Source organism: Vibrio kyushuensis (assembly GCF_050337325.1).
Taxonomy (GTDB): Bacteria; Pseudomonadota; Gammaproteobacteria; order Enterobacterales; family Vibrionaceae; genus Vibrio; species Vibrio kyushuensis.
Map to the genome: position 1 here is coordinate 78,826 of NZ_JAKJSV010000012.1, position 21,343 is coordinate 100,168.

General features: G+C 43.5%; 18 protein-coding genes. 2 read left to right on the top strand and 16 right to left on the bottom strand.

The features are described from left to right. Positions 1-28 precede the first annotated feature (28 nt). The 6 genes from L4D20_RS21390 to L4D20_RS21415 form a co-directional block, all read right to left on the bottom strand. Positions 29-457: a YHS domain-containing (seleno)protein gene (locus tag L4D20_RS21390; RefSeq protein ID WP_428803659.1), complete on the bottom strand. Its 429-nt coding sequence runs from the start codon at positions 455-457 to the stop codon at positions 29-31. A gap of 101 nt (positions 458-558) precedes the next feature. Further along, the gene (locus tag L4D20_RS21395; RefSeq protein ID WP_428803623.1) at positions 559-1,323 is read right to left on the bottom strand and encodes an NRDE family protein; all 765 of its coding nucleotides are present in this window, start codon (positions 1,321-1,323) and stop codon (positions 559-561) included. A gap of 1 nt (position 1,324) precedes the next feature. After that, positions 1,325-1,864, bottom strand: a complete 540-nt coding sequence (locus L4D20_RS21400; protein WP_428803660.1) for a hypothetical protein — start codon at positions 1,862-1,864, stop codon at positions 1,325-1,327. 65 nt (positions 1,865-1,929) lie between these two features. Then, entirely contained in the window at positions 1,930-3,063 is a 1,134-nt protein-coding gene (locus tag L4D20_RS21405; protein ID WP_428803624.1) for an ATP-grasp domain-containing protein, read from the bottom strand. Continuing rightward, a complete protein-coding gene (locus tag L4D20_RS21410) occupies positions 3,060-3,647 on the bottom strand; it encodes a DedA family protein (RefSeq protein WP_428803625.1) in 588 nt (195 codons plus the stop codon). Before L4D20_RS21410 ends, L4D20_RS21405 begins: the two co-directional genes overlap by 4 nt. Positions 3,648-3,954: 307 nt before the next feature. Further along, positions 3,955-4,932: an ion channel gene (locus L4D20_RS21415; RefSeq protein WP_428803626.1), complete on the bottom strand. Its 978-nt coding sequence runs from the start codon at positions 4,930-4,932 to the stop codon at positions 3,955-3,957. Positions 4,933-5,327: 395 nt separating this feature from the next. Between L4D20_RS21415 and L4D20_RS21420 the strand changes: the two genes are divergently transcribed. Next, entirely contained in the window at positions 5,328-6,872 is a 1,545-nt protein-coding gene (locus L4D20_RS21420; RefSeq protein ID WP_428803627.1) for an alanine/glycine:cation symporter family protein, read from the top strand. An 85-nt stretch (positions 6,873-6,957) separates the two neighbouring features. Here the strand turns inward: L4D20_RS21420 and L4D20_RS21425 are convergent, their stop codons facing one another. The 5 genes from L4D20_RS21425 to guaB all read right to left on the bottom strand — a co-directional run bounded on the left by L4D20_RS21425 (position 6,958) and on the right by guaB (position 14,713). Next, positions 6,958-7,587 (bottom strand): acetate uptake transporter, encoded by a 630-nt coding sequence (locus L4D20_RS21425; protein WP_428803628.1) that lies wholly within the window; start codon positions 7,585-7,587, stop codon positions 6,958-6,960. 202 nt (positions 7,588-7,789) lie between these two features. Continuing rightward, a complete protein-coding gene (locus L4D20_RS21430) occupies positions 7,790-9,322 on the bottom strand; it encodes a Na+/H+ antiporter NhaC family protein (RefSeq protein WP_428803629.1) in 1,533 nt (510 codons plus the stop codon). A gap of 250 nt (positions 9,323-9,572) precedes the next feature. Beyond that, on the bottom strand, positions 9,573-11,285 hold the full coding sequence (locus tag L4D20_RS21435; protein WP_428803630.1) for a chitinase: 1,713 nt from the start codon (positions 11,283-11,285) through the stop codon (positions 9,573-9,575). Positions 11,286-11,569: 284 nt separating this feature from the next. After that, on the bottom strand, positions 11,570-13,123 hold the full coding sequence (gene guaA, locus L4D20_RS21440; RefSeq protein WP_428803631.1) for a glutamine-hydrolyzing GMP synthase: 1,554 nt from the start codon (positions 13,121-13,123) through the stop codon (positions 11,570-11,572). 126 nt (positions 13,124-13,249) lie between these two features. After that, positions 13,250-14,713, bottom strand: coding sequence for an IMP dehydrogenase (gene guaB, locus L4D20_RS21445; protein WP_428803632.1), 1,464 nt, complete (start codon positions 14,711-14,713; stop codon positions 13,250-13,252). A gap of 209 nt (positions 14,714-14,922) precedes the next feature. Between guaB and xseA the strand changes: the two genes are divergently transcribed. Then, positions 14,923-16,254, top strand: a complete 1,332-nt coding sequence (gene xseA / locus L4D20_RS21450; protein ID WP_428803633.1) for an exodeoxyribonuclease VII large subunit — start codon at positions 14,923-14,925, stop codon at positions 16,252-16,254. A gap of 28 nt (positions 16,255-16,282) precedes the next feature. On the opposite strand, the gene L4D20_RS21455 is transcribed toward xseA, so the two are convergent. The 5 genes from L4D20_RS21455 to L4D20_RS21475 form a co-directional block, all read right to left on the bottom strand. After that, positions 16,283-16,510, bottom strand: coding sequence for a zinc ribbon domain-containing protein (locus L4D20_RS21455; protein WP_428803634.1), 228 nt, complete (start codon positions 16,508-16,510; stop codon positions 16,283-16,285). Positions 16,511-16,821: 311 nt separating this feature from the next. Then, positions 16,822-17,700: an alanine--tRNA ligase gene (locus tag L4D20_RS21460; protein WP_428803635.1), complete on the bottom strand. Its 879-nt coding sequence runs from the start codon at positions 17,698-17,700 to the stop codon at positions 16,822-16,824. An 81-nt stretch (positions 17,701-17,781) separates the two neighbouring features. After that, positions 17,782-19,269: a ribosome biogenesis GTPase Der gene (der, locus tag L4D20_RS21465; protein ID WP_428803636.1), complete on the bottom strand. Its 1,488-nt coding sequence runs from the start codon at positions 19,267-19,269 to the stop codon at positions 17,782-17,784. A gap of 218 nt (positions 19,270-19,487) precedes the next feature. Then, positions 19,488-20,648: an outer membrane protein assembly factor BamB gene (gene bamB / locus L4D20_RS21470; RefSeq protein WP_428803637.1), complete on the bottom strand. Its 1,161-nt coding sequence runs from the start codon at positions 20,646-20,648 to the stop codon at positions 19,488-19,490. A 12-nt stretch (positions 20,649-20,660) separates the two neighbouring features. After that, positions 20,661-21,275 (bottom strand): YfgM family protein, encoded by a 615-nt coding sequence (locus L4D20_RS21475; RefSeq protein WP_428803638.1) that lies wholly within the window; start codon positions 21,273-21,275, stop codon positions 20,661-20,663. Positions 21,276-21,343 lie beyond the last annotated feature (68 nt).

Below are 21,343 nucleotides of genomic sequence, written 5' to 3' on the forward strand. Positions count from 1 at the left end.
CTTAATTATTTCTGTTACTTATCGACTATCATTGAATGAGCGAAGGCCAATGCTTATCAGCCTGAGCAATGTGGTGAGCCTGCTTTGCTTCCCATTGGCGTTTAATGTCACTGTTGTAGTTGAGATACAGTTTTCCATCGACTAATGACCACTGCTCAGGATCGCCAGGTGCAAAATCATTTTTCTCTGACACCGCCCAAGCGCAGTAGCCCCCATATTGGGGAGCGTATTTGTTCGGGTTTGCAATAAAGGCTTGTAAGTTTTCATGTGATGAAAAGAGCCAATCCGCGCCCTTATACTCAGTTTGAAAATCAGTGCTACCTTTAACGGGTTTACCATCAGTAAAGTAGGCAACCGTGTCATAACCACCAAGCGCCTTACTACTGAAAAAACCGGTATAGATTTCATCGGCAGCATAACCATGAGAGCTAATTAAAAGCAGTAACCCACCTAGCATGATCTTGAAATGAAAGAATATACCCACAGGTTTGTTTTTCTGACGGTTATCGATTGGAATTAATGATGCGTTCACTTTATGTATCCTCTATTGCAAGTCTGTTACGAAACCAGAGAGGTTTTATGACAGAGCTGATATTGATTCTGTTCTATGGCTTGTTTTGATAAATGTTCACAGGGAGAGCCGGGGACATACGCCATAAACTGATGACTCTTTGACACATTTAAGTACGTCATACTCACTGTTTGCGCATCCGCTCTGTGCATGCAGGTCGAAAGATGCATCTGATCTGGGTGATGGTGTGCATGAAATTTTAATAGCGAATCGACACTATTATCATCGGCAGTGAATTGTCGAAACTGCTCTAGCCGATAAGCTTTAACCGCATCCACATCAACACTGGATGAAAATAGAGGACACTCAGTGGGGTAAATAGAACTCTCTTGTCCATTCCATGCAAATGCCACCACGCTTAATGGGGTTGAGCTTGTCACTGGCGAGAACACCAATAACGTAAAAGGTGCAAATTGATTGAGATTGAGTTGATGGAAGGCGTGTTCAATCTGCTTAATGTTGGCATAACCCGATAATTGCTTGAGCAATAGCCCACGGCTCACTAAATCACTTTTCCTGAGTGTTCTACTCGGAACGACACCTTGATAGTTGTTCAGCAAGCAAAGCGACAGCCCAAATTCATTTAAGCTTACCCAGCTGCCATTGCCGGCAGGATCGATAGGCATCAACACTTCAACACCGTTGACGTTGAGCTGCCTAGGTGGCAACGCCAAAGCACGGCTCTTTTGTTCGTCTCTATTAAAAAATACGTGGTAGCCTGACTCATTAATTATCCACGACACTGAACACATCTTATTGCCCTCTTATAAAGGTGGCCGTGGCCGGAGCTAAACCAAACTCGTCGTTCGTTTTCACATCCAATAACGTCATCACAACTTTTGCCATTGCAAAGTGATGATTGGCATGTAGCGCTGCAAAGGTAAGTTCACGCTCAAAGGTTGAGGACATCGTGCAAACTTCGCTTCGACTTAAAGAAACCTCAGTTAAAATCACAACCTGTGAGCGTAGGTCATTCGCATTCATCTTCATTAAGCGTTCGATAAAATACATAATTTCTTCCATCGCAGTCTGACGAAGCTCTTCTACTTCATGCCCACGCCTACGCTGGTTATAGTCAATTTGATAACTCTCTTGAGACGGATGCTTCGAACATAGCAAGGCATGGAACAAATCGAGCCAATGTCGAAAATGCTGCCCAATAGTGCTTGATAAATGAGGTTTTGCATCGTGACAATACTGTGCATCCGTAATATCGGTAAGAAACTGATAACCTTGCTCAAGCGTCTCAATAGCGCCCAAAACCACAGGGGTAATCGCTGATTCGTTATACATGCGGTTATAAATTAAAGCTGAGTCTGGTGTGGAAAGTGCAAACATATGAATCCCTGTATTTTGAGTTAGTCAGTTGCCGGATACTGCTCTGTCAATCGTTTCTCTTCTTGCCACGCCTTTAATAGCGTAGAAATCGAGGGGGGCTTGTGTCCAAGTGATTTTTGTTTCGCTCCGATATCAAATAAAATTCGATACTGCTCAAGCAAGGTGAGAAAGATCTCTTTAAGGGGGGTATTGCGATCCCAGATATGAGCAGCTTCACTACTTGCTCCATTGATTTCTAAAATCGTAAACTTATCTCCAGCCATCAATTTCTCAATGTCTTCAAATTTGACGTCTAGCCTGCCGTAATGAAATCCATCAAAATCATCGAAAATTTCATCCAGCCTTTTGGTCAACGCGTCACTGATGTATTGATTACCGTTTCGAAATATTGAGCCACGGCTATGACTACCCGCAAAGGCGAGTTGAAACTCCTCCCCCGCTTTAGGTACCCAATGGAGTTTCTCTTTATGCCTAGGTAAGTAGAGATGCGCTAATTGACCCGCTCGAGGGCAGCGTTCAATCAACTCTTGTAGTGAACGCAATCCATCACCGATAACCGATGGCGCGTATTTAAGCGTGATCGATATGATCTCGCCATTTCTGTTACCAGGATAACGCACGTAAAAAACCCCAGCTTCCGCTTGATAAGGTGCTTTCTGCTGTAATAAAAATCGAGCATTGAGTGGGAATGTTCTTATGTAGCCGTGCAACTGTTCTGGTGATTGCAGCAGCTTAACGCCAACCCCTCGACACCCTAAGTCCGGTTTAGCCACAATAGGGAAATCAAGTGCCTCTCTCTTCATCTCCGATAACGCCTGTGCTAATAGAGCATCGGAGGCTTCACTGTTTTTCGTTAACGTAATAAACGGAGAGATCCACTCTTTCGCTTGTTCTCCCGCTAAAGAGAGGATGTCATGTTTTGATTCCCCGACCATGCCACTGAGTTTAATGCTTGGATTCGCAATCAGCGGCAAGCCAATATCCCAATGCTTAATGCCAAGAAACACACTTTGAATCATCACTGGCGTATAAAAAAGCCAACTCGGGAGAAATTCATAAGGAGATACCGCGCCAGTCGCATCGATCTCTAGTGGCGGCATTCCAGCGTTCACTTTATTTTTGGCAATGCATTTTGTGCTCAGCGTCGAATTCATCCATAACCTCTAGAAAGTGTTTTATTAAGTAAGCGATTTGCGGTAATAAGTACTAACAGCGCAATCGGTATAGTGACCCATTGATAATTGCTCTCTTGAATCCAGTCTGTACTACCTAAAGAATAGATGGTGCTGAAAATAAGCGCCGTCCAGATCGCGCTAGCGCTAAGTACTGCAATTAGAAAGCGGGGTAAGGGGATGGAAAAATAACCGCTCAAGGTAAACCCCACGGTTCTCATCCCGGGAATAAAACGGATGATAAACAAGTTAAGAAATGTCCTTTGGTGTAACTTCCTTCGCAGCACCCTAAAGTGGCGGTTTGTTAATGCTTTATAACGTAGACCTCTAAAATATCGGCTTCCTTTTCCTAGGTAATAGAGCCCGATATCACCTGACGCTATGCCAAGAAAAATGGCTAATAAAGCCAACGATGGTGACAGTAACTGCTGCATAGCAATGCCTGCCGCAGCGATGATGGCAAGATCTTCTAATAGATAAGAAAGCAAAATAACCCCCACAAACAGCCACAGCGTTGAGCTTGTGCCAGTCAAAAGGTGGGTCTGTAAACTCGTGATTAGTGACACATGCTTCTCCGTTTACCTTCTTTCACTGCACCCCTCCGATAAGCTGATTTAAAAACAACTGAACTGCCTACATTCAATATCCGCTTTCAATCAGACCGAGATAAAGATTGAAAAATTACATATCAAAAAATAAAAACATAACAATTAATAATAAGAGAACGTCAACTGCCGGCGTGTAAACGATGAAAGTTCAGGGTGGATGACACGAGAGAAGAAAGGTTACATGGCTATAGAAAGACAAAAAGCAGATACATAAGCATCTGCTTTTTTTTACATTATTGCCTTTAGTAAGATTGAAACTGGTTATTTACCGGGTCATCTTTTTAACAAAAACGACCACAAACAGAGCCATGGTGAAGCTGCCTAAAAACGCTTCAAACGCTGCAATAAACCTTGCAATCCCGTGGGGTGATATATCTCCGTAACCGAGTGTCGTAAAAGTGACAACACTGAAGTAGACAGCATTGAAGAACTCATAAGCATAAAAGCGCCAACCTTCTACATCAGCATAAATAGGGTTATGAGCCGTTGTATCCAACAAAAAATACGCCATTGCACACGCTAAAATCAAACCCAGCGAAAATGCCACCACTCGAATTGGTGATTCACCGTACCCACAAAATAAATCCACCGTTTTTGAGATAAAACGATTAAAACTCAAAGGTGGCATTTGATAGCGACGGTACCTCATCTCTTTTTTAAAAAAGGTCCCTGCGGTTTCAAACAGCCCTTCTTTTTCACATTGCTTTCGAATGTTTCGACAAACCTCTTCGGCTTCCTGACATAAAGAAACAACTTTGTTACGATCGCCTAGTTTTAATGCTGCCCGGGTATCTATCTCTTGTTTTAATGAATCTCCCCACTCAATATTTTCAAGCCTTGCTCGGCCAAGATCCGCACCTAATAAGTTGCAATTATCTAATTTTGCACAGTGTAGGTTTGCCGAACATAACTTAGCCTTCATTAATGAAGACCCCTGTAAATCTAAGCCGAAAAAATGTGCATGAGATAAATCTGCACGGTAGAAATCTACGTCTCTACACTTATAACCTTCTTTACTCCCTCGGTTTACTAGATTGATATCCACCAAGTTCGTTTTCGCCAACTGAAATCCATCTAAGGGTTTCCCCTCAGCAGCCCAGCTTTCAACCTTTTCACGTATATCATCATGACTTTTATCTACACTAGGATCATGCCAATAGCACAGTCCCGAGTCGCCACAAGGTTGATCACAACACCAGTTATCGGGGCTTTGATAACTACATTGGCTCTCTTCTGATTTCATATGCGTACCCCTCAGTAATTAATTGTAGGAGGTCGCGATTAAGTTGCCATTGAAAATTTATGTTTGTTCCCTCGATGAGCAAGCCTTCCCTTCTACCCTCGAACTCCGAGCACGAAAGGCATGACTATCTAAAAACCAACCAATAACTAGGCATTATCACCGCAACTCGTGACATTCAGAGCCGCTATTAAACTTCAAAACTCATATTGTGAACAATTTATTAACGCAATGTTTACACCTCTACCAGATATTTCACCTATAAATCATAACAAGAATAGATTTGTGTACTAAGTCACAACCAGAAACCTGAATAGACAAAAGCATTAACAAGTTCGCTACAAAAACGTTAATGTGTCGATTGAAAAATAATCACTACATAAACAGGGAAAAAGCTCATGCAGTCGTTTGTTGATTTTATGAATGGAATTATCTGGAGCCCAGTGCTGATCTATTTGTGCCTAGGCGCTGGATTGTTCTACTCCATCATCACCAGGTTTGTACAAATTCGTCACTTTTTTGAAATGTGGCGTCTATTGTTGTCAGGAAAGAGCTCAAGCAAGGGTATCTCCTCATTCCAAGCTTTAGCCGTATCACTATCAGGCCGAGTCGGCACAGGTAACATTGCTGGTGTTGCTGCTGCTATCGGATTTGGTGGCCCAGGTGCAGTATTCTGGATGTGGGTTGTCGCCTTCTTTGGCGCTGCTACTGCCTATGCAGAATCAACTCTGGCTCAAATCTATAAAGAAGAAGACGAAGGCCAGTTCCGTGGTGGTCCTGCGTATTACATCGAAAAAGCGATGGGCCAAAAATGGTACGCTTGGATCTTCGCTATCACGACGATTTTTGCCTGTGGTGTTCTTCTCCCCGGCGTTCAATCAAACAGTATCGGTAATGCAGTAGAAGCTGCGTTCGGTTCTGGCGACATGATTGAAACAGCTATCGGTACGTTCAGTTTTGCTAAAATTTTCACCGGTACTGTTGTAGCAATTATTCTTGGCTTCATCATTTTCGGTGGCGTTAAACGTATTGCAAACTTCACTCAAGTTGTTGTGCCTTTCATGGCGCTTGCTTATATCATCACGGCTTTCGTTATCATCCTACTAAACGTTGGTGAGGTACCACGTATCTTTGCAATGATCATTGGTGATGCATTCACGCCTATGGCTGGCTTTGGTGCTGCTATTGGTTGGGGTGTTAAGCGTGGTGTTTACTCAAATGAAGCTGGACAAGGTACTGGCCCTCACGCTGCAGCTGCAGCAAGTGTTGATCACCCAGCTCAACAAGGTCTTGTTCAGTCGTTCTCTATCTACATCGATACGCTACTAGTATGTTCAGCAACTGCGTTTATGATTCTGATCACAGGTGCGTACAACGTACACGGTGGCCCAGACGCATTTATCGTACAAAACATTGCTGAAAACATCAGTGCTAACGGTCCTGTATTTACGCAAATGGCGATTGAAAGTGCGCTTCCTGGTGTGGGCAAACCATTCATCGCGATTGCTCTTTTCTTCTTTGCATTTACCACTATTCTTGCTTACTACTACATTGCAGAAACAAACATTGCTTACATACGTAGAACAGTAAAAATTAACGGTTTAATGTTTGTTCTAAAACTTGTCATCATGGCAGCAGTTTTTTACGGAACCGTGAAGAGTGCTAACTTGGCATGGGCAATGGGTGATGTTGGTGTAGGCTTAATGGCTTGGCTAAACATTATCGGTATTTTGATTATTTTCTTTATGTCGAAGCCTGCATTAAAAGCTCTTGCCGATTATGAAGAACAGCAGAAACGTGGCGTCACTGAATTTACGTTTAACCCTGTAAAATTAGGCATCAAAGGTGCAACTTACTGGGAAGAAAAATACAAACGTAAAACAGGAAAATCACCACACGCTGAAGTAGAAGATACTAAGCCTGTGGAACAACCTTCAACTTAATAACTCTTTATTGACCAGTTATTAAAAAGGGTTAGCTATATTAGCTAACCCTTTTCTTTTATTTCAATCGTAACGATAACGCTGACTATGCAGCAACCTTAGCCGTCATTGTATCTTGTGACACTGCTTGTTCTGTTACTGGAACAGATTTAAGTGCCTTCTTTTCACCGATAGGTAAAACTGTACGACCATATTCGTTGTTGATCACTTGCGCCATCGCAAAGTAAATCGCACTTGCGCCACAGAAGATCCCTTCAAAACCGGCAATCGTTCCAATCAATTCACTTCCCGTAAAGTCACGAGCCGCAAGTAAAGCAAACAGGATAGTTAATGATCCAAACACGACCTGTTTTGCACGTGGGTAGCACAAAGAACCGATGAACATAAAGCCTGTGAAGATTCCCCACAATGCTAGGTACCAACCCATAAAGTGAGCAGGGCTTGCTGGTAGACCCATGTATGGCATAACGATGATGCCGACTAAGCTTAACCAGAACAGGCCATATGATGTAAATGCAGTTGTACCAAACGTATCACCACGCTGAAAGCACATAATACCAACGATAACTTGACTCAAACCGCCGTAAAAAATACCCATTGCTAAGATCATCGAATCGATTGGGAAATAACCCGCATTATGGATATTTAACAGTATGGTCGTCATACCAAAACCCATTAAGCCAAGTGGCGCTGGGTTTGCTAGTTTCGTTGACATTTTACTCGCCTTTAAAAAATAGTTATAAACATTACACGCGGAGTTTAGTGTAATAAAATGTAAATGGGGTAATTAGTTGGCGAAAACTAAGGTTGTTGAAATGATCGCTTAAGGAATACTGAGATATATCGACGAGAAGAAAAAGGAGCCAATGAGGCTCCTTTCTATTGATACTGACGAAACAATGATGATTACGAGTTGATTAAACGTTCTCTTGTTGTAAGGAAGCTTGTTCTACACTGGCTGGTTTATCGAGTTTAGACAGAACGGTAATCGCAACGATTTGAAGCACAAGCGCTCCAATAAGCGTTAACGCACTGCCCGTAAAACCTGCAATTACAAACGCTACTAACGCAATGCCACCATTCATTAGTGCGTAAGGCAACTGAGTTCTAAAGTGTTCAAACTGATCACAGCCCGCTCCAGTAGAGGAGAGAATGGTCGTTTCAGAAATTGGTGAGCAATGATCACCAAACAACCCACCAGAAAGTACCGCTCCAATAGAAACAAGCAGTGGCGCATCGATAGCGATCGCCGTTGGAATCACTAATGGCATCATAATCGCGAATGTTCCCCACGACGAGCCGGTAGCAAATGAAATAATAGCCGCAAGCAAGAACGCGACAGCCGGTACTAACCAATTAGGGAAACCACCTTGTGCTTGTTCGGCAATATAAGCAGCCGTACCGAGCTCTTTACCTACTGTGCTCAGTGCCCATGCAAGAACCAATATGATTGCCACGGGCATCATGCCTCCCATACCCTTAAGATAAACGGAAACGCCATCTGATAGCTTTCTTACGCCATAAAAGGCCATCAACGAAATTAATGTAATAGCAGCAAAGAAGTAAGCTGACGATAGCGCTGCTCGGAATGATGAACCAGCCACCTGTTGGAAAGGAAACCCTTGAGGCACCAACATAGAACACAATACGCCGACCATCACCAGTAGTGGTGCCCAGACAAAAGATGCTTTTGCATTTTTATGCGAGAATGGATTTAATGTATCCGAGTTAGCCCCTGAAATAACGCCCGCTTGGCAATCACGCTCAGCTTTAGCCATTGGCCCAAAATCTAGCCCCTTCAAAGACACTAACGGTACAATGAAAATCGCCAAGAATGCATAGAATTGAAAAGGGATCGCACCAATGAAAGCATCCCAATCAGACATAGTGACATTTAACGCGGTGAACTCCTTTTGAATTAACCCCATAATGTAAACACCCCAACCGATAAAGGGGATAAGAATGGCCACTGGCGACGACGTTGAATCGATGATAAAAGCCAGTTTCTGTCTCGACAATTTCAGCTTATCAAAAAGAGGGCGAAAAACAGGACCAACGATTAATGGCGTACCTAAGTCTGAGAAAAATATAACGATCCCACCAAACCAAGCCGAAATTTGGGCCTGACATTTACTGCTCACCCACTGAATGATTCTTTTAGCGAAAGCAACACCACCGCCAGACTTCTCCATCAGAGCAACGAAACCGCCAATAAAAATCAACAGCATGATCACCCCTGCATTATAGCTATCGGTAAGCTGAGGGACTAAGTAATCTTTGACCATACTGCCAAAAGTATCTAAAGGGTTGAGTTCGGTAAACATGTTGTTGATCATTGCAACGCCACTAAGCACACCGGCAAAAAGACCAATAACGACATTTCTTGTTGCTAACGACAAAACCAAAGTAATCAAAATGGGGATGAGAGACGTGATATCCGCTTGTTCCATAGGTACACCTTAACCCTAAATAATAGAATATTTATAATTTAAATTTGAATATAAATTCACAAACGCACTTTGTACAGTACTTTATTCTCTAAAATAAACAAAGCTTCCAAATGAAGTGAGGTGATTTGCAAAATAGGCAGAGAGTCGAGATTAAAAAAGCCGAAACAATAGATTAATCTTATGCTTCGGCTTTTGTTTTATGTGCGACGCTAACCCCTCCCTACAAAGCGTTAACGTTTAATCATCAACTCTACTGACAGGCAATCTCATCCCAGAACCAATTGCTTTGAGTTGGGCTTTCCCAAACTCCAGGGCCATTTTTAGCGATGAAGCATTTACCTAAGTAACTCACCTTTTCTCCATTACTCACTTGCGAACTTCCTGGTTGCCAAGGTGTAAATGTACTTGGGTCTGGCTCAGTCACTGGTGGTTCAGTGACAGGTGGCTCTTCTGTAATTGGCGGCTCAGGTTCGGTAACTGGGGGCTCTGTTACTGGCGGCTCGGTTGGAGGTGTTGTTGGTTCTCCAGCAATCGCTTCCCATGCACCTCCTGTTGCTGGATCATCTCCCTGCGTCCACCATTTAGCTTGATAAGTGACCCCATTAAGGCTGGCTTTATCTCCCGCTAAGTAGACTTTATTTGCATCCCATGCAGCAACGCCTCCAATGGGCGGTTCGGTTGGATCAACAGGGTCAAGCAGGGCTACAACACGAACCTCAGGCCAACTCGCGTGTGACCCATAAAAGTTTGTCACACACTTTTCGTAATCTCCGGGAACCAGTGCAGAGTATGCCGTTTGAAAGCCGACTAACTCACACTCAAATGAATACCCTTCAGGGCGATCAGCGTAATACTTCCAGTTGCCATCCCAGTTAGTGTAGAGAACATCGGTTGCACCATTAAGATTCAAACTTCCGTAGGGAGTTTGTTGCCAACAGGTGTTCTGCTCATCTGCCTCAACTGGGATCTGATAATGATTGGATAATCCTTCCCAATAGCGAATTCGGTTAACCGGCTGACCTTTGTCTTTGTTTTGCTCACCACACTCAATACCGCCATTGATAACGTTGATTGTCGTACCAAACCCATAACCAATTCCCGCTTCGGTTTCACGTACTGACGGTGACCACGTTCTATCAATCACGTGCAGCATGGCCGGCTTAGGCGCTTGTGGAGTTAAGAAAAACCAAATAGCCGATGCAAGGTTGAGCCAAGAGTCGGCCACTAAACCGGGATTGTTGAGCAATACCGTCGCATCACCATCAAACATGACTTCTGAAAAAGCACCGTAATTGAAGTGATACGAAAGTTGCTTAGCACCACGACCAAAATAGCCCTGTCCGGCTGCACAAGGCCAACGTTGATTCTGCCAATCGTTTTGTCCACATCCGGTTGTATAGCCCTCTTCTCCTTCAGACCAGCCCATTTCACGCACATGTACTAGTGCTTGTTGCCACTCTTCTAACGCTAATGGGTTATCAGAGATATTATCTTTAGCAATGTGCCCACCAGTTTCCTGAGAAAAATGAGCAAACGCGGTCACAATCGATTTTTTACAAATCGCATCAGAATCTCTTCCATCGGTGTACTCTCCGCAAAACGCAGGGAACTTGCCGACCGCACGCAGGAAACGTGTGTAGGTGTATTCAGGAGCTGCCATGTGCGTTAAGAAATCCCACTCAGATTGTGGGAAGACATTTTCAACACGCTTTACGTTCGAAGGGTTTGACGCAAGGTTAGGTTCAATTTGTTCTACAACGCTATTACTACTCGTTTGCAGCGCCTGAGACCATATAGCATACATAGGATCGCTGGCCTTCTCAGCGGCATTCGCTTCAAGGTCAACGCGCGAAACAATATACCCCGTAGGATTTTCGGGGTCAGGTTGAATGGTTAATGCTGCCATACTATTAGCAGCGAGTGTGCAGCCTATCCATAAGGCTAGATGGTTACGCTTCTTCATTAGTGAAGTCCTTGTTTCACCGGAAATTCACCAAAGATTAGAGCGTTGATAGAGATAGGTGCAGTGGAAAAGGCTACAGAAAGGTAAACTTGCGAGTCACTTTGTTCGAATGTAAACCATTTGGCATTCGGTAGACATTAAGAGTAAACGGTGTGCTACAAAAAACACGTGTTAGGTAAACAACCGACGCGTAGCAGCTATAAGCGAATCGAATATCATCAGGTAATAAAAAAGCCCCGTAATAATTACGAGGCTTTCATTTGCAGAATTAATCTAGTTAAAGATTATTCCCACTCGATAGTCGCAGGTGGCTTACCTGAAATATCGTAAACAACACGTGAAATTCCACCAACTTCATTGATGATACGGTTAGAAACCTTACCTAAGAAGTCATATGGCAGATGTGCCCAATGGGCAGTCATAAAGTCGATAGTTTCTACCGCACGTAGCGAAACAACCCAATCGTATTTACGACCGTCACCCATTACGCCAACAGAGCGTACTGGTAAGAATACAGTGAATGCTTGAGATACTTTATTGTAAAGATCAGCCGCGTGAAGTTCTTCAATGAAGATAGCATCAGCACGACGTAGCAAATCACAATACTCTTTCTTGATTTCGCCAAGAACACGAACACCTAGACCAGGCCCAGGGAATGGGTGGCGGTAAAGCATGTTGTACGGAAGACCAAGCTCTAGGCCAATCTTACGAACTTCATCTTTAAATAGCTCACGTAGCGGCTCAACAAGACCCATTTCCATGTCATCAGGAAGACCACCAACGTTGTGGTGAGATTTGATAACGTGGGCTTTGCCTGTTTTAGACGCAGCTGATTCGATAACATCAGGGTAGATAGTACCTTGCGCTAACCATTTCGCGTTTGATAGTTTCTTCGACTCTTCGTCAAAGATATCAACAAATACGTGGCCAATGATCTTACGCTTCGCTTCTGGATCTGATTCGCCTTCAAGTGCTTTTAGGAAACGCTCTTCAGCTTCAACGTGAATGATCTTAAGACCAAACTTGTTGCCGAACATTTCCATAACCTGCTCTGCTTCATTTAAACGAAGTAAGCCGTTATCAACAAACACACACGTTAGTTTGTCACCAATTGCACGGTGAGCAAGCATCGCTACCACTGAAGAGTCAACACCACCAGACAGACCAAGAATCACTTCGTCATCACCTACTTGCTCTTTAATACGAGCAACTGCGTCTTCAATGATTGATTCTGATGTCCATAGACGCTCACAACCACATACATCAAGTACGAAGTTTTCCAGCATTTTCAAGCCGTTTTTAGTGTGCGTTACTTCTGGGTGAAATTGTACTCCGTAGTATTTTTTCTCTTCATTCGCCATTGCTGCGTATGGACAAGTGTCCGTTTGCGCAACTTTTACGAAGTCTGATGGGATCTCAACAACTTTGTCGCCGTGGCTCATCCAAACATCTTGCGTCTCTTCAAGATCTTTAAATAGAGCAGATTCACCTGTTACTTGAACGGCTGCGTAGCCGAACTCACGCTCATCAGAGCCTGCAACCTTACCACCTAGCTGCTCAGCCATGGTCTGCATGCCGTAACATACGCCAAATACTGGCACGCCAGAGTCAAATACATATTGAGGGGCACGTGGAGAGTTATTTTCCGTCACACTCTCAGGGCCGCCAGATAGGATAATACCGTCTGGGTTAAATTCACGAATGTCAGCTTCTTCTACGTCCCAGCTCCAAAGCTCACAGTAGACACCGATCTCACGAATACGACGTGCAACAAGCTGCGTGTATTGAGAACCGAAGTCCAGAATTAGAATACGTTGGTCATGAATATTTTTAGTCATTTGAGGTAGTCTTATTAGCTAAATAATGAAACGGAGGCGAGTGTACCCGCCTCTCATTAAGTCTTCAAGTGATAAAGCAATCGTTTTCGTCGCGCCTATTTATTAAATAAGCGCAACCATTATGCATTAACCTAGACGGTAGTTAGGTGCTTCTTTGGTGATCTGAACATCATGTACGTGAGATTCTTTCATACCCGCACCTGAGATAATCACAAATTCAGCTTTATTACGCATTACTTCAATCGTTGGTGAGCCAGTTAGGCCCATGCTTGAACGAAGCCCGCCCATTTGCTGGTGAACGATCTCTTTTAGGCGACCTTTATAAGCGATACGACCTTCAATGCCTTCTGGTACAAGCTTGTCAGCTGCGTTATCAGATTGGAAGTAACGATCCGATGAACCTTGAGACATTGCGCCAAGCGAACCCATACCACGGTAAGATTTGTATGAACGACCTTGATAAAGGATAACTTCACCCGGTGCTTCTTCTGTTCCTGCGAACATAGAACCCACCATGACACATGATGCGCCAGCAACGATCGCTTTACAGATATCGCCAGAGTAACGAATACCGCCATCAGCAATAACTGGAATACCGTACTCAGCGGCTGCTTCTGCTGCGTCTGAAATAGCAGTAACTTGTGGTACACCAACACCAGTAACGATGCGAGTTGTACAAATTGAACCCGGGCCGATTCCAACTTTAACTGCACTAACACCCGCTTCGATTAACGCTTTAGCGCCAGCACCGGTAGCAACGTTGCCACCAATGATATCTAAATCAGGGAATGCCGCACGTGTTTCACGAATACGGTTAAGAACACCTTCAGAGTGTCCGTGTGAAGAGTCGATAAGTAGAACATCAACGCCAGCTTCAACAAGAGCAGCAACGCGCTCTTCATTACCTGCGCCTGCGCCAACAGCAGCACCAACACGTAGACGACCTTTGTCATCTTTACACGCGTTAGGTTTACGTTCTGCTTTATGGAAATCTTTTGCTGTGATCATACCGGTTAGTTGGAATTCATCATTCACAACCAGTACTTTTTCAACGCGTGCTTCGTGCATTTTCTCTTGCACTTCTTCACGAGTTGCGCCTTCCTTAACTGATGCTAGGCGAGATTTTGGTGTCATTACTACATCAACTTTCTTTGAAAGATCAGTAACGAAGCGAATATCACGGCCAGTAATAATACCAACTAATTCATTGCTTTCAGTAACAACAGGGAAACCTGCAAAACCGTGTTTTTCCGTCAGCGCAACAACATCTTGGATGGTCGCATCTGGACGAACGGTAACTGGAGCAGAAACCACACCCGCTTCAAATATCTTAACTAAGCGAACTTGCTCAGCTTGCTGCTCAATGGACATATTCTTATGAATAAAACCAATGCCACCTTCTTGGGCAAGAGCGATTGCCAAACGAGCTTCTGTAACAGTATCCATGGATGCTGAAATCATTGGGATGTTTAACGCGATATTTTTAGTAAGCTGAGTGCGAAGATCAGCTGTGTTCGGAAGAACAGTAGAGTGTGCCGGGACGAGTAAAACGTCATCAAAAGTTAAGGCTTCTTTTGCGATTCGTAGCATTTGCAATATCTCACAACAAAGGAGTTAAAAGGAGTAAATCCGACTCTATCGTTTCGCATAATAAAGTCATTTGGATTTGATATTGCAGACGGATTATACGCACGGCGCAATCGCTTGGCTACACATTTATCTGATTTTAATTTGCATTTACCCCCTTGTTATGTAGTATATTGCCGCTATCTTCCACGCTCACGTCTACGAGTTTAGCTGTGTCTTCTCTGACCAACCAAAATATCTTCACTGTCTCACGCCTTAATTCTGAAGTTCGATTACTGCTTGAAAATCAAATGGGTATTGTTTGGCTCGTGGGAGAGATCTCCAACTTTTCATCTCCTGTGTCTGGCCACTGGTACCTCACGCTAAAAGATTCTCGCGCCCAAGTTAAATGTGCGATGTTCAAAGGCAATAATCGCCGAGTTACGTTTAAACCCAAAAATGGTCAGCAAGTATTAGTAAAAGCACGCCTCTCTCTTTATGAGCCAAGAGGTGATTATCAGCTTATTATTGATAGCATGCAGCCAGAAGGTGACGGACAACTGCAGCAACAGTTCGATGAACTAAAGATGAAGCTTGCAGCAGAAGGTCTTTTTTCTCAAAGCTGTAAATCAACTTTACCTGAACACCCTAAGTGTGTAGGCGTTATTACCTCTCAAACAGGTGCCGCTCTTTTTGACATTCTAGATGTGTTGAAAAGACGTGATCCGAGTTTGCCCGTTGTTGTCTACCCAACAGTCGTGCAAGGGCAAGATGCCGCAATACAGATAGCTCAAGCAATTGGTCGTGCAAACAGCCGTCAAGAGTGCGACGTGTTGATTGTTGGTCGAGGGGGCGGTTCACTGGAAGATCTTTGGTGCTTTAATAATGAGATCGTCGCTCGAACGATCGCAGCCAGTCAAATCCCGATCATTAGTGCAGTCGGTCATGAAATCGATGTCACTATTGCTGATTTCGTTGCAGATATGCGTGCGCCAACACCTTCGGCCGCCGCAGAACTCGTTAGCCGAGATAACAGCCATAAAGCACAAGCTGTAATGGCGAAGAAGAGAAACTTGCTAAACGCGATGCGCCACTATATGTCAGCGCAACAAGCTGATATCGCTCAATTGAACCACCGTCTAGATAAGCAGCATCCTAGTGTTCAACTTCAGCAGCAAAGTCAGCAAATAGATCAATTAGAAGCTCGGTTACATCACGCTTCAAAACAATACCTGAACAACCAAAAAATCAAACTCAGTCGATTAGAACATAAGCTGCAACTGCAATCTCCCGTAATTCAGTTAAGTCAGCAAAGCTCACACTTAGCTCAATCTGAGCAAAAGCTTGTTGATGCGATGCAAAGGCACCTTTTAAATACTCGTCATAGATTTAGTTTGATGGCAGAAAAGCTTGATACAGTCAGCCCGCTGGCGACGCTTTCACGTGGCTATTCAATTACACAAGATAGTAAAGGCTCGGTGATTACTCGTGCTGAGCAAGTGAAAACGGGCGATAAGTTACTCACCCGTTTAGCTGAAGGCGACATTCGCTCAACCGTCAACTAGAAGCACGCTAAAGTCATCGTTAAGATAACTAGGCTTTCATCTCTTCAAAGACAACCTTAACTCGAGACTTCGACTTCAGCTCATTACACGAGTTACAAAAGTAGCTCGCTGAACCACACGCCTGAAGTTTCTCTAATTCCGCATCGCAGTCAGGACAAAATGCTTTCTTGGTGTAATCAACCTCGCAAGAAAAGCAAGAATAATGCCCTACCCACTCCAATGAATTTTCACATTTTGGGCAATGGTTACTACTCATAAGTTTCTCTCTCATTTAAACAATGCTAACGGTTTAAGACTGACCGTTAGATTCGCTATATTAAACTCTTCTTGATCTGTGATATTTGATAAATCCCAAGCGAACGATCATTGATCATTTCAACAAAAGATCCTTTAATGATCTTACGCTTTATCCAACTTGATCAGCGATCTCCCATAAAAAGAACATTTATATCACCACACACCGAAAGCATAAGTTACATGTGCTGCATTTCAATTTTAACCGATATTTTATATCGATTGATATATAAAAAACGAGACCAATTAGTTTTTCATAAAAGTATCGTAAATCTAATTTACTTCATTTACAGCAGTTTGCATTTCAATATTCTGCTCATCAAGCTGAATTAGCGATACCTGAATACTCTCAAACTCCACCAAAGAATTAACGTGTGTTCCGCCACAAGGTATGGTCGCCACACTGCCTTCAGCCAAATCACATGACCAGTATCGTGAGCTTGTTAAAGAGTCACCATCGCACGTCATAAGAACATCAGCTTTGGTCTCTAACCAACTAACCAATTGATCATTTACGCGACTCTCTATAGACGTTAACTCTTCCAGCATTTGTGCGCTGTTTAAACCTCGCTTACGTAGTGTTTTACCTAAACGGTACACATCTACACATCGGTCTTCGGTTACAAAACTGGTGACTTGTGCGTAGCTATTAAAGTCATGGTGCCCGTGCGGGTCTTTTCTGTCTGCATCTTTGCGCCAGTAACCTTCCGCGAGTACTTTGTTCAGCGCAAGGTAAGCTAAGTGGCCCGCACTGTGACCTCGACTTAGGCTTTGCTGATACGCTTTATCAACGACCCAAGTGATGGATTCATTGACTTTTAATTCATCGACGTCACTCTGAAAACAGTGAACAACGACAAATACCCACCCTTCGGCATCGCGCTTAACAGGAATGGCATCGCCAATGAATAGTTGCTGCGTTGCAACTTCGACTGCACCAACAAGACAATTGTCTACAGAAATCGATTTTCCCGCGATTTCAAGATGACCTTGGTCCGCAGGGTGATCGGGCCATATGTGGCTTACAGGATGGAAAGGCGTTCTCTCCGTCACAACATACGTGTTGCCATCTTGTTTAGAGATTAATTGAATGAACGAGTCTAACTGCCACGTTTGGTGGCAAAATTGAGTAATGGTTGGAGTTACAGTCATAGGAGTCTACTGTTTAGTTGTTAATATAGGCTTGTGTATGGAGGGCAAAAAAAAGCCCAAGCAATAAGCTTGGGCACTGAACTATTTTTTGTTGCGACCTTTCACCATCGTCATCAGGCGCTTGCGTTTACGCTCCTGAGAGATAGTTACTTTATTAGTCTTACCCTCAAATGGGTTCTCACTGCTTTGGAACTGAATACGAATTGGCGTACCCATGATCTCTAATGATTTACGATAGTAGTTCATTAGGTAGCGTTTGTAAGATGCCGGTAGCTCTTTTACTTGGTTACCGTGGATAACAACGATTGGTGGGTTATAACCACCAGCGTGCGCATATTTCATCTTAACGCGGCGTCCACGAACCATTGGTGGTTGGTGATCATCAGATGCCATCTTCATGATACGAGTCAGTACTGAAGTACCTACACGTGTTGTTGCTGACTTATACGCTTCCTGAACCGATTCGAACAAGTGACCAACACCTGTACCGTGTAGTGCAGAGATAAAGTGAATACGAGCAAAATCAACAAAGCCTAGACGACGGTCCAGTTCTTTTTTCACGTGCTCTTTTACATCACTATCAAGACCATCCCACTTGTTTACTGCGATTACAATCGAACGTCCAGCGTTCAATGCAAATCCAAGTAAGCTTAAGTCTTGCTCTGAGATATTCTCACGAGCATCGATAAGAAGTAATACAACGTTCGCATCTTCAACTGCTTTTAGCGTTTTAACTACCGAGAATTTTTCAACGGTTTCGTTAATAGCCTTACGACGACGAACACCTGCGGTATCAATTAATACATATTCACGCTCATCGCGCTGCATCGGAATGTAGATAGAGTCACGAGTTGTTCCTGGCATATCATAAACAACCACACGCTCTTCACCCAAAATTCGGTTAGTTAGCGTTGATTTACCAACGTTCGGACGACCAATGATAGCAAGTTTAATCGGCTGATCCTGAAGGCGCTTGAACTCTTCTTCAGCTTCTTCTTCAGTAAACTCTACTTGCTCTTCATCATCATCTTCGAAATCCGTTAAATCGGTAATTTCGCCATTTTCAATTTTTAATGCTTCTGCAAATGGATTTAGAGCAAGTTCAATAAGTGCTGTTACACCGCGGCCATGAGCAGCTGCGATCTGGTACATATCATCAACACCTAGTTTCCAGAAGTCAGCACAAGCAGCATCGCCATCAATTCCATCAATTTTGTTAACCACAAGCATTGAAGGTTTTTCAATTAAGCGTAAGTGTTTTGCAATCGCTTCATCTGAAGGCGTAAGACCAGCACGGCCATCAACCATGAACAAAACGACATCGGCTTCATCAATCGCTGCTAGCGACTGAGCCGCCATTTTTGTTTCAACACCTTCTTCAGTGCCATCAATACCACCCGTATCAATCACAATGAATTCATGTTCTTCTGATTTAGCATGACCATATTTACGGTCACGAGTTAAACCAGGAAAGTCAGCAACCAATGCGTCACGAGTACGTGTCAGTCGGTTAAACAATGTAGATTTTCCTACATTTGGACGCCCGACAAGAGCAACAACAGGTACCATAATAAACCTCTACAATATGTTCTATATGTAGTTATAGGTAACGGATTGCCATAGGTCTAAAACCCCATATTATCCTTCCCATATAAATTGGTTCGAATAAACAGACTCTTAGAAAACAGCGCAATGCAGTTACCTATAACCACATGATTTGATTTTTCTCAATAAAACGGCCCCTAGCTGATAACAGCAAGGAGCCGAATGTGAATTATATCACGATATTACTTATTGATCGTCAGTTTCTTTACATCGCCATTGCGGGTTACGATGACGTAACCATCAGGAATTGCAGTTGGGCCAACGGCAAAACCACTGTCATCAACCAGTTGTTGTGCGACAAATTCGCCACTGCTGCGATCTAACCAGTGTAAGTAACCTTCACTATCACCAACAACCACTCGATTATCAATAATCACTGGCGCTGTTAATTGGCGATATTCTAGATCTTTATTACTCCAGATCTCAGTGCCACTTCGTGCATCAACAGCAATAAGATGATCTTGATCCGTCACTAGATATATACGGCTACCATCTGTTGCTAGATCCGTTGCTGAAGAGTATGAACGCTTCCACATTGGTCTGCCAGATTGAAGATCAATACTCGTTAATTGACCATTAAATCCAACAATGTATAAGGTGCTACCGATAACAACTGGTGAGGCATCGACATCAACCAAACGGTCAATCTCAGTTGAACCTTGCGGCATACCAATTGGCTGTTGCCAAATAAGTTGACCACGTTCCACAATTGCAGCGGCTAGTCGACCGTTAGCTGTACCCCAAAATACACCACCAGAAACAGTAACAGGTGCACTGTCACCGCGTAAGGTCAGATTAGGTACATCAGTGCTGATTGCCCATTTTTGAACGCCTGTTGATTGCTCTAAAGCGATTAACATGCCACGGCTGGTATTAACGATGATCATATTGCTGTCTGCAACAGGGGCAGCCAGTACTTCACCGTCAACATCAACGCGCCAAGCTAATTCACCGGTTTTGGCATCCAGTGCAATCAATTGGCCGTTTTCACTACCAATATAAATTTGGCTATACGCCGCAGTGATACCACCGGATAAACGGGCTGATACATCTTCTTCTAAATCAGTCTGCCATAGCGTTTTTCCATTTTCAGGATCAAGGGCTTTAACAACACCGTCTCGACTTGCAACAAAGACATGACCATATGCGTATTCAGGCGTTAGCTTAGAAAAGTAATGGCCAACACCACCACCTGCCGAAGCGCGCCATTGCTGCTCTGGTGTAAACTCACTTGTCACCATAGGCACTGGTGCCATAATGATTGTATCTTCTTCGCTTGCACACCCTATAAGCGTACCTACAGCGATGGCTGACATCAAAAGCCTGCTCAGTAGTTTATTCATCAACAAAAGCCCTTACTTGGCTAAATCATCAAGCTTAAGTTGTAGAGTTTGGCTTGCGTCCGCTGATTGCTGAGCTTCTGAATATGCGGCATACGCTGCATCTTCATTACCCTGTCTTAGCTCGATATCACCACGTAGTTCAGCAATACGACCAGACCAATTTGCATCGGTAATATTACTCAGTTCAGCTAGCGCACCTGCATAGTTTTCTTGCTCTGCTTGAATACGAGCTACACGGTAGATAATAACCGCTTTAAGCGCTTCATCTTTACTGTTCGCTTTAGCCCACTCTAGTTGAGCAAGCGCTTCATCAAGTTGATTCGCTTCAACTTGAACTTTTGCTAACTGAAGCGCGGCAAGAACTGAATATTCTGATTTAGCGTTGGCATCGATAAAGCTTTGAACTTGCTCATCGCTACCTGCTTGGTTACTCAGTAACGCAGTCATCACTTGGGTGTAAGATTCAGATGCTTGTTCTTTTGCTTCTAGAGCTGCATCTTGATAATAACGCCAACCAAATAAACCACCAAGACCAACGACTGCACCAAGAATGACGGCTTTGCCATTCTCTTTCCACCAATCTTTAATCGCTTCAACTTGTTGTTCTTCAGAATCGTAGACTTCCACTTGCTGTCCTCTGTTATTCGATAAGTGATGTCATACCGACACCACTTAATATTAATTAGTTATTAATT

Excerpts from the sequence above, each read along its gene's own strand:
- L4D20_RS21460 (WP_428803635.1), bottom strand. The coding sequence starts at position 17,700 with ATGACTGTAACTCCAACCATTACTCAATTTTGCCACCAAACGTGGCAG.
- L4D20_RS21425 (WP_428803628.1), bottom strand. The coding sequence starts at position 7,587 with ATGTCAACGAAACTAGCAAACCCAGCGCCACTTGGCTTAATGGGTTTT.
- L4D20_RS21435 (WP_428803630.1), bottom strand. The coding sequence starts at position 11,285 with ATGAAGAAGCGTAACCATCTAGCCTTATGGATAGGCTGCACACTCGCT.
- L4D20_RS21420 (WP_428803627.1), top strand. The coding sequence starts at position 5,328 with ATGCAGTCGTTTGTTGATTTTATGAATGGAATTATCTGGAGCCCAGTG.
- guaA (WP_428803631.1), bottom strand. The coding sequence starts at position 13,123 with ATGACTAAAAATATTCATGACCAACGTATTCTAATTCTGGACTTCGGT.
- guaB (WP_428803632.1), bottom strand. The coding sequence starts at position 14,713 with ATGCTACGAATCGCAAAAGAAGCCTTAACTTTTGATGACGTTTTACTC.
- L4D20_RS21430 (WP_428803629.1), bottom strand. The coding sequence starts at position 9,322 with ATGGAACAAGCGGATATCACGTCTCTCATCCCCATTTTGATTACTTTG.
- L4D20_RS21405 (WP_428803624.1), bottom strand. The coding sequence starts at position 3,063 with ATGAATTCGACGCTGAGCACAAAATGCATTGCCAAAAATAAAGTGAAC.
- der (WP_428803636.1), bottom strand. The coding sequence starts at position 19,269 with ATGGTACCTGTTGTTGCTCTTGTCGGGCGTCCAAATGTAGGAAAATCT.
- L4D20_RS21390 (WP_428803659.1), bottom strand. The coding sequence starts at position 457 with ATGCTAGGTGGGTTACTGCTTTTAATTAGCTCTCATGGTTATGCTGCC.
- L4D20_RS21455 (WP_428803634.1), bottom strand. The coding sequence starts at position 16,510 with ATGAGTAGTAACCATTGCCCAAAATGTGAAAATTCATTGGAGTGGGTA.
- L4D20_RS21415 (WP_428803626.1), bottom strand. The coding sequence starts at position 4,932 with ATGAAATCAGAAGAGAGCCAATGTAGTTATCAAAGCCCCGATAACTGG.
- bamB (WP_428803637.1), bottom strand. The coding sequence starts at position 20,648 with ATGAATAAACTACTGAGCAGGCTTTTGATGTCAGCCATCGCTGTAGGT.
- L4D20_RS21395 (WP_428803623.1), bottom strand. The coding sequence starts at position 1,323 with ATGTGTTCAGTGTCGTGGATAATTAATGAGTCAGGCTACCACGTATTT.
- L4D20_RS21400 (WP_428803660.1), bottom strand. The coding sequence starts at position 1,864 with ATGTATAACGAATCAGCGATTACCCCTGTGGTTTTGGGCGCTATTGAG.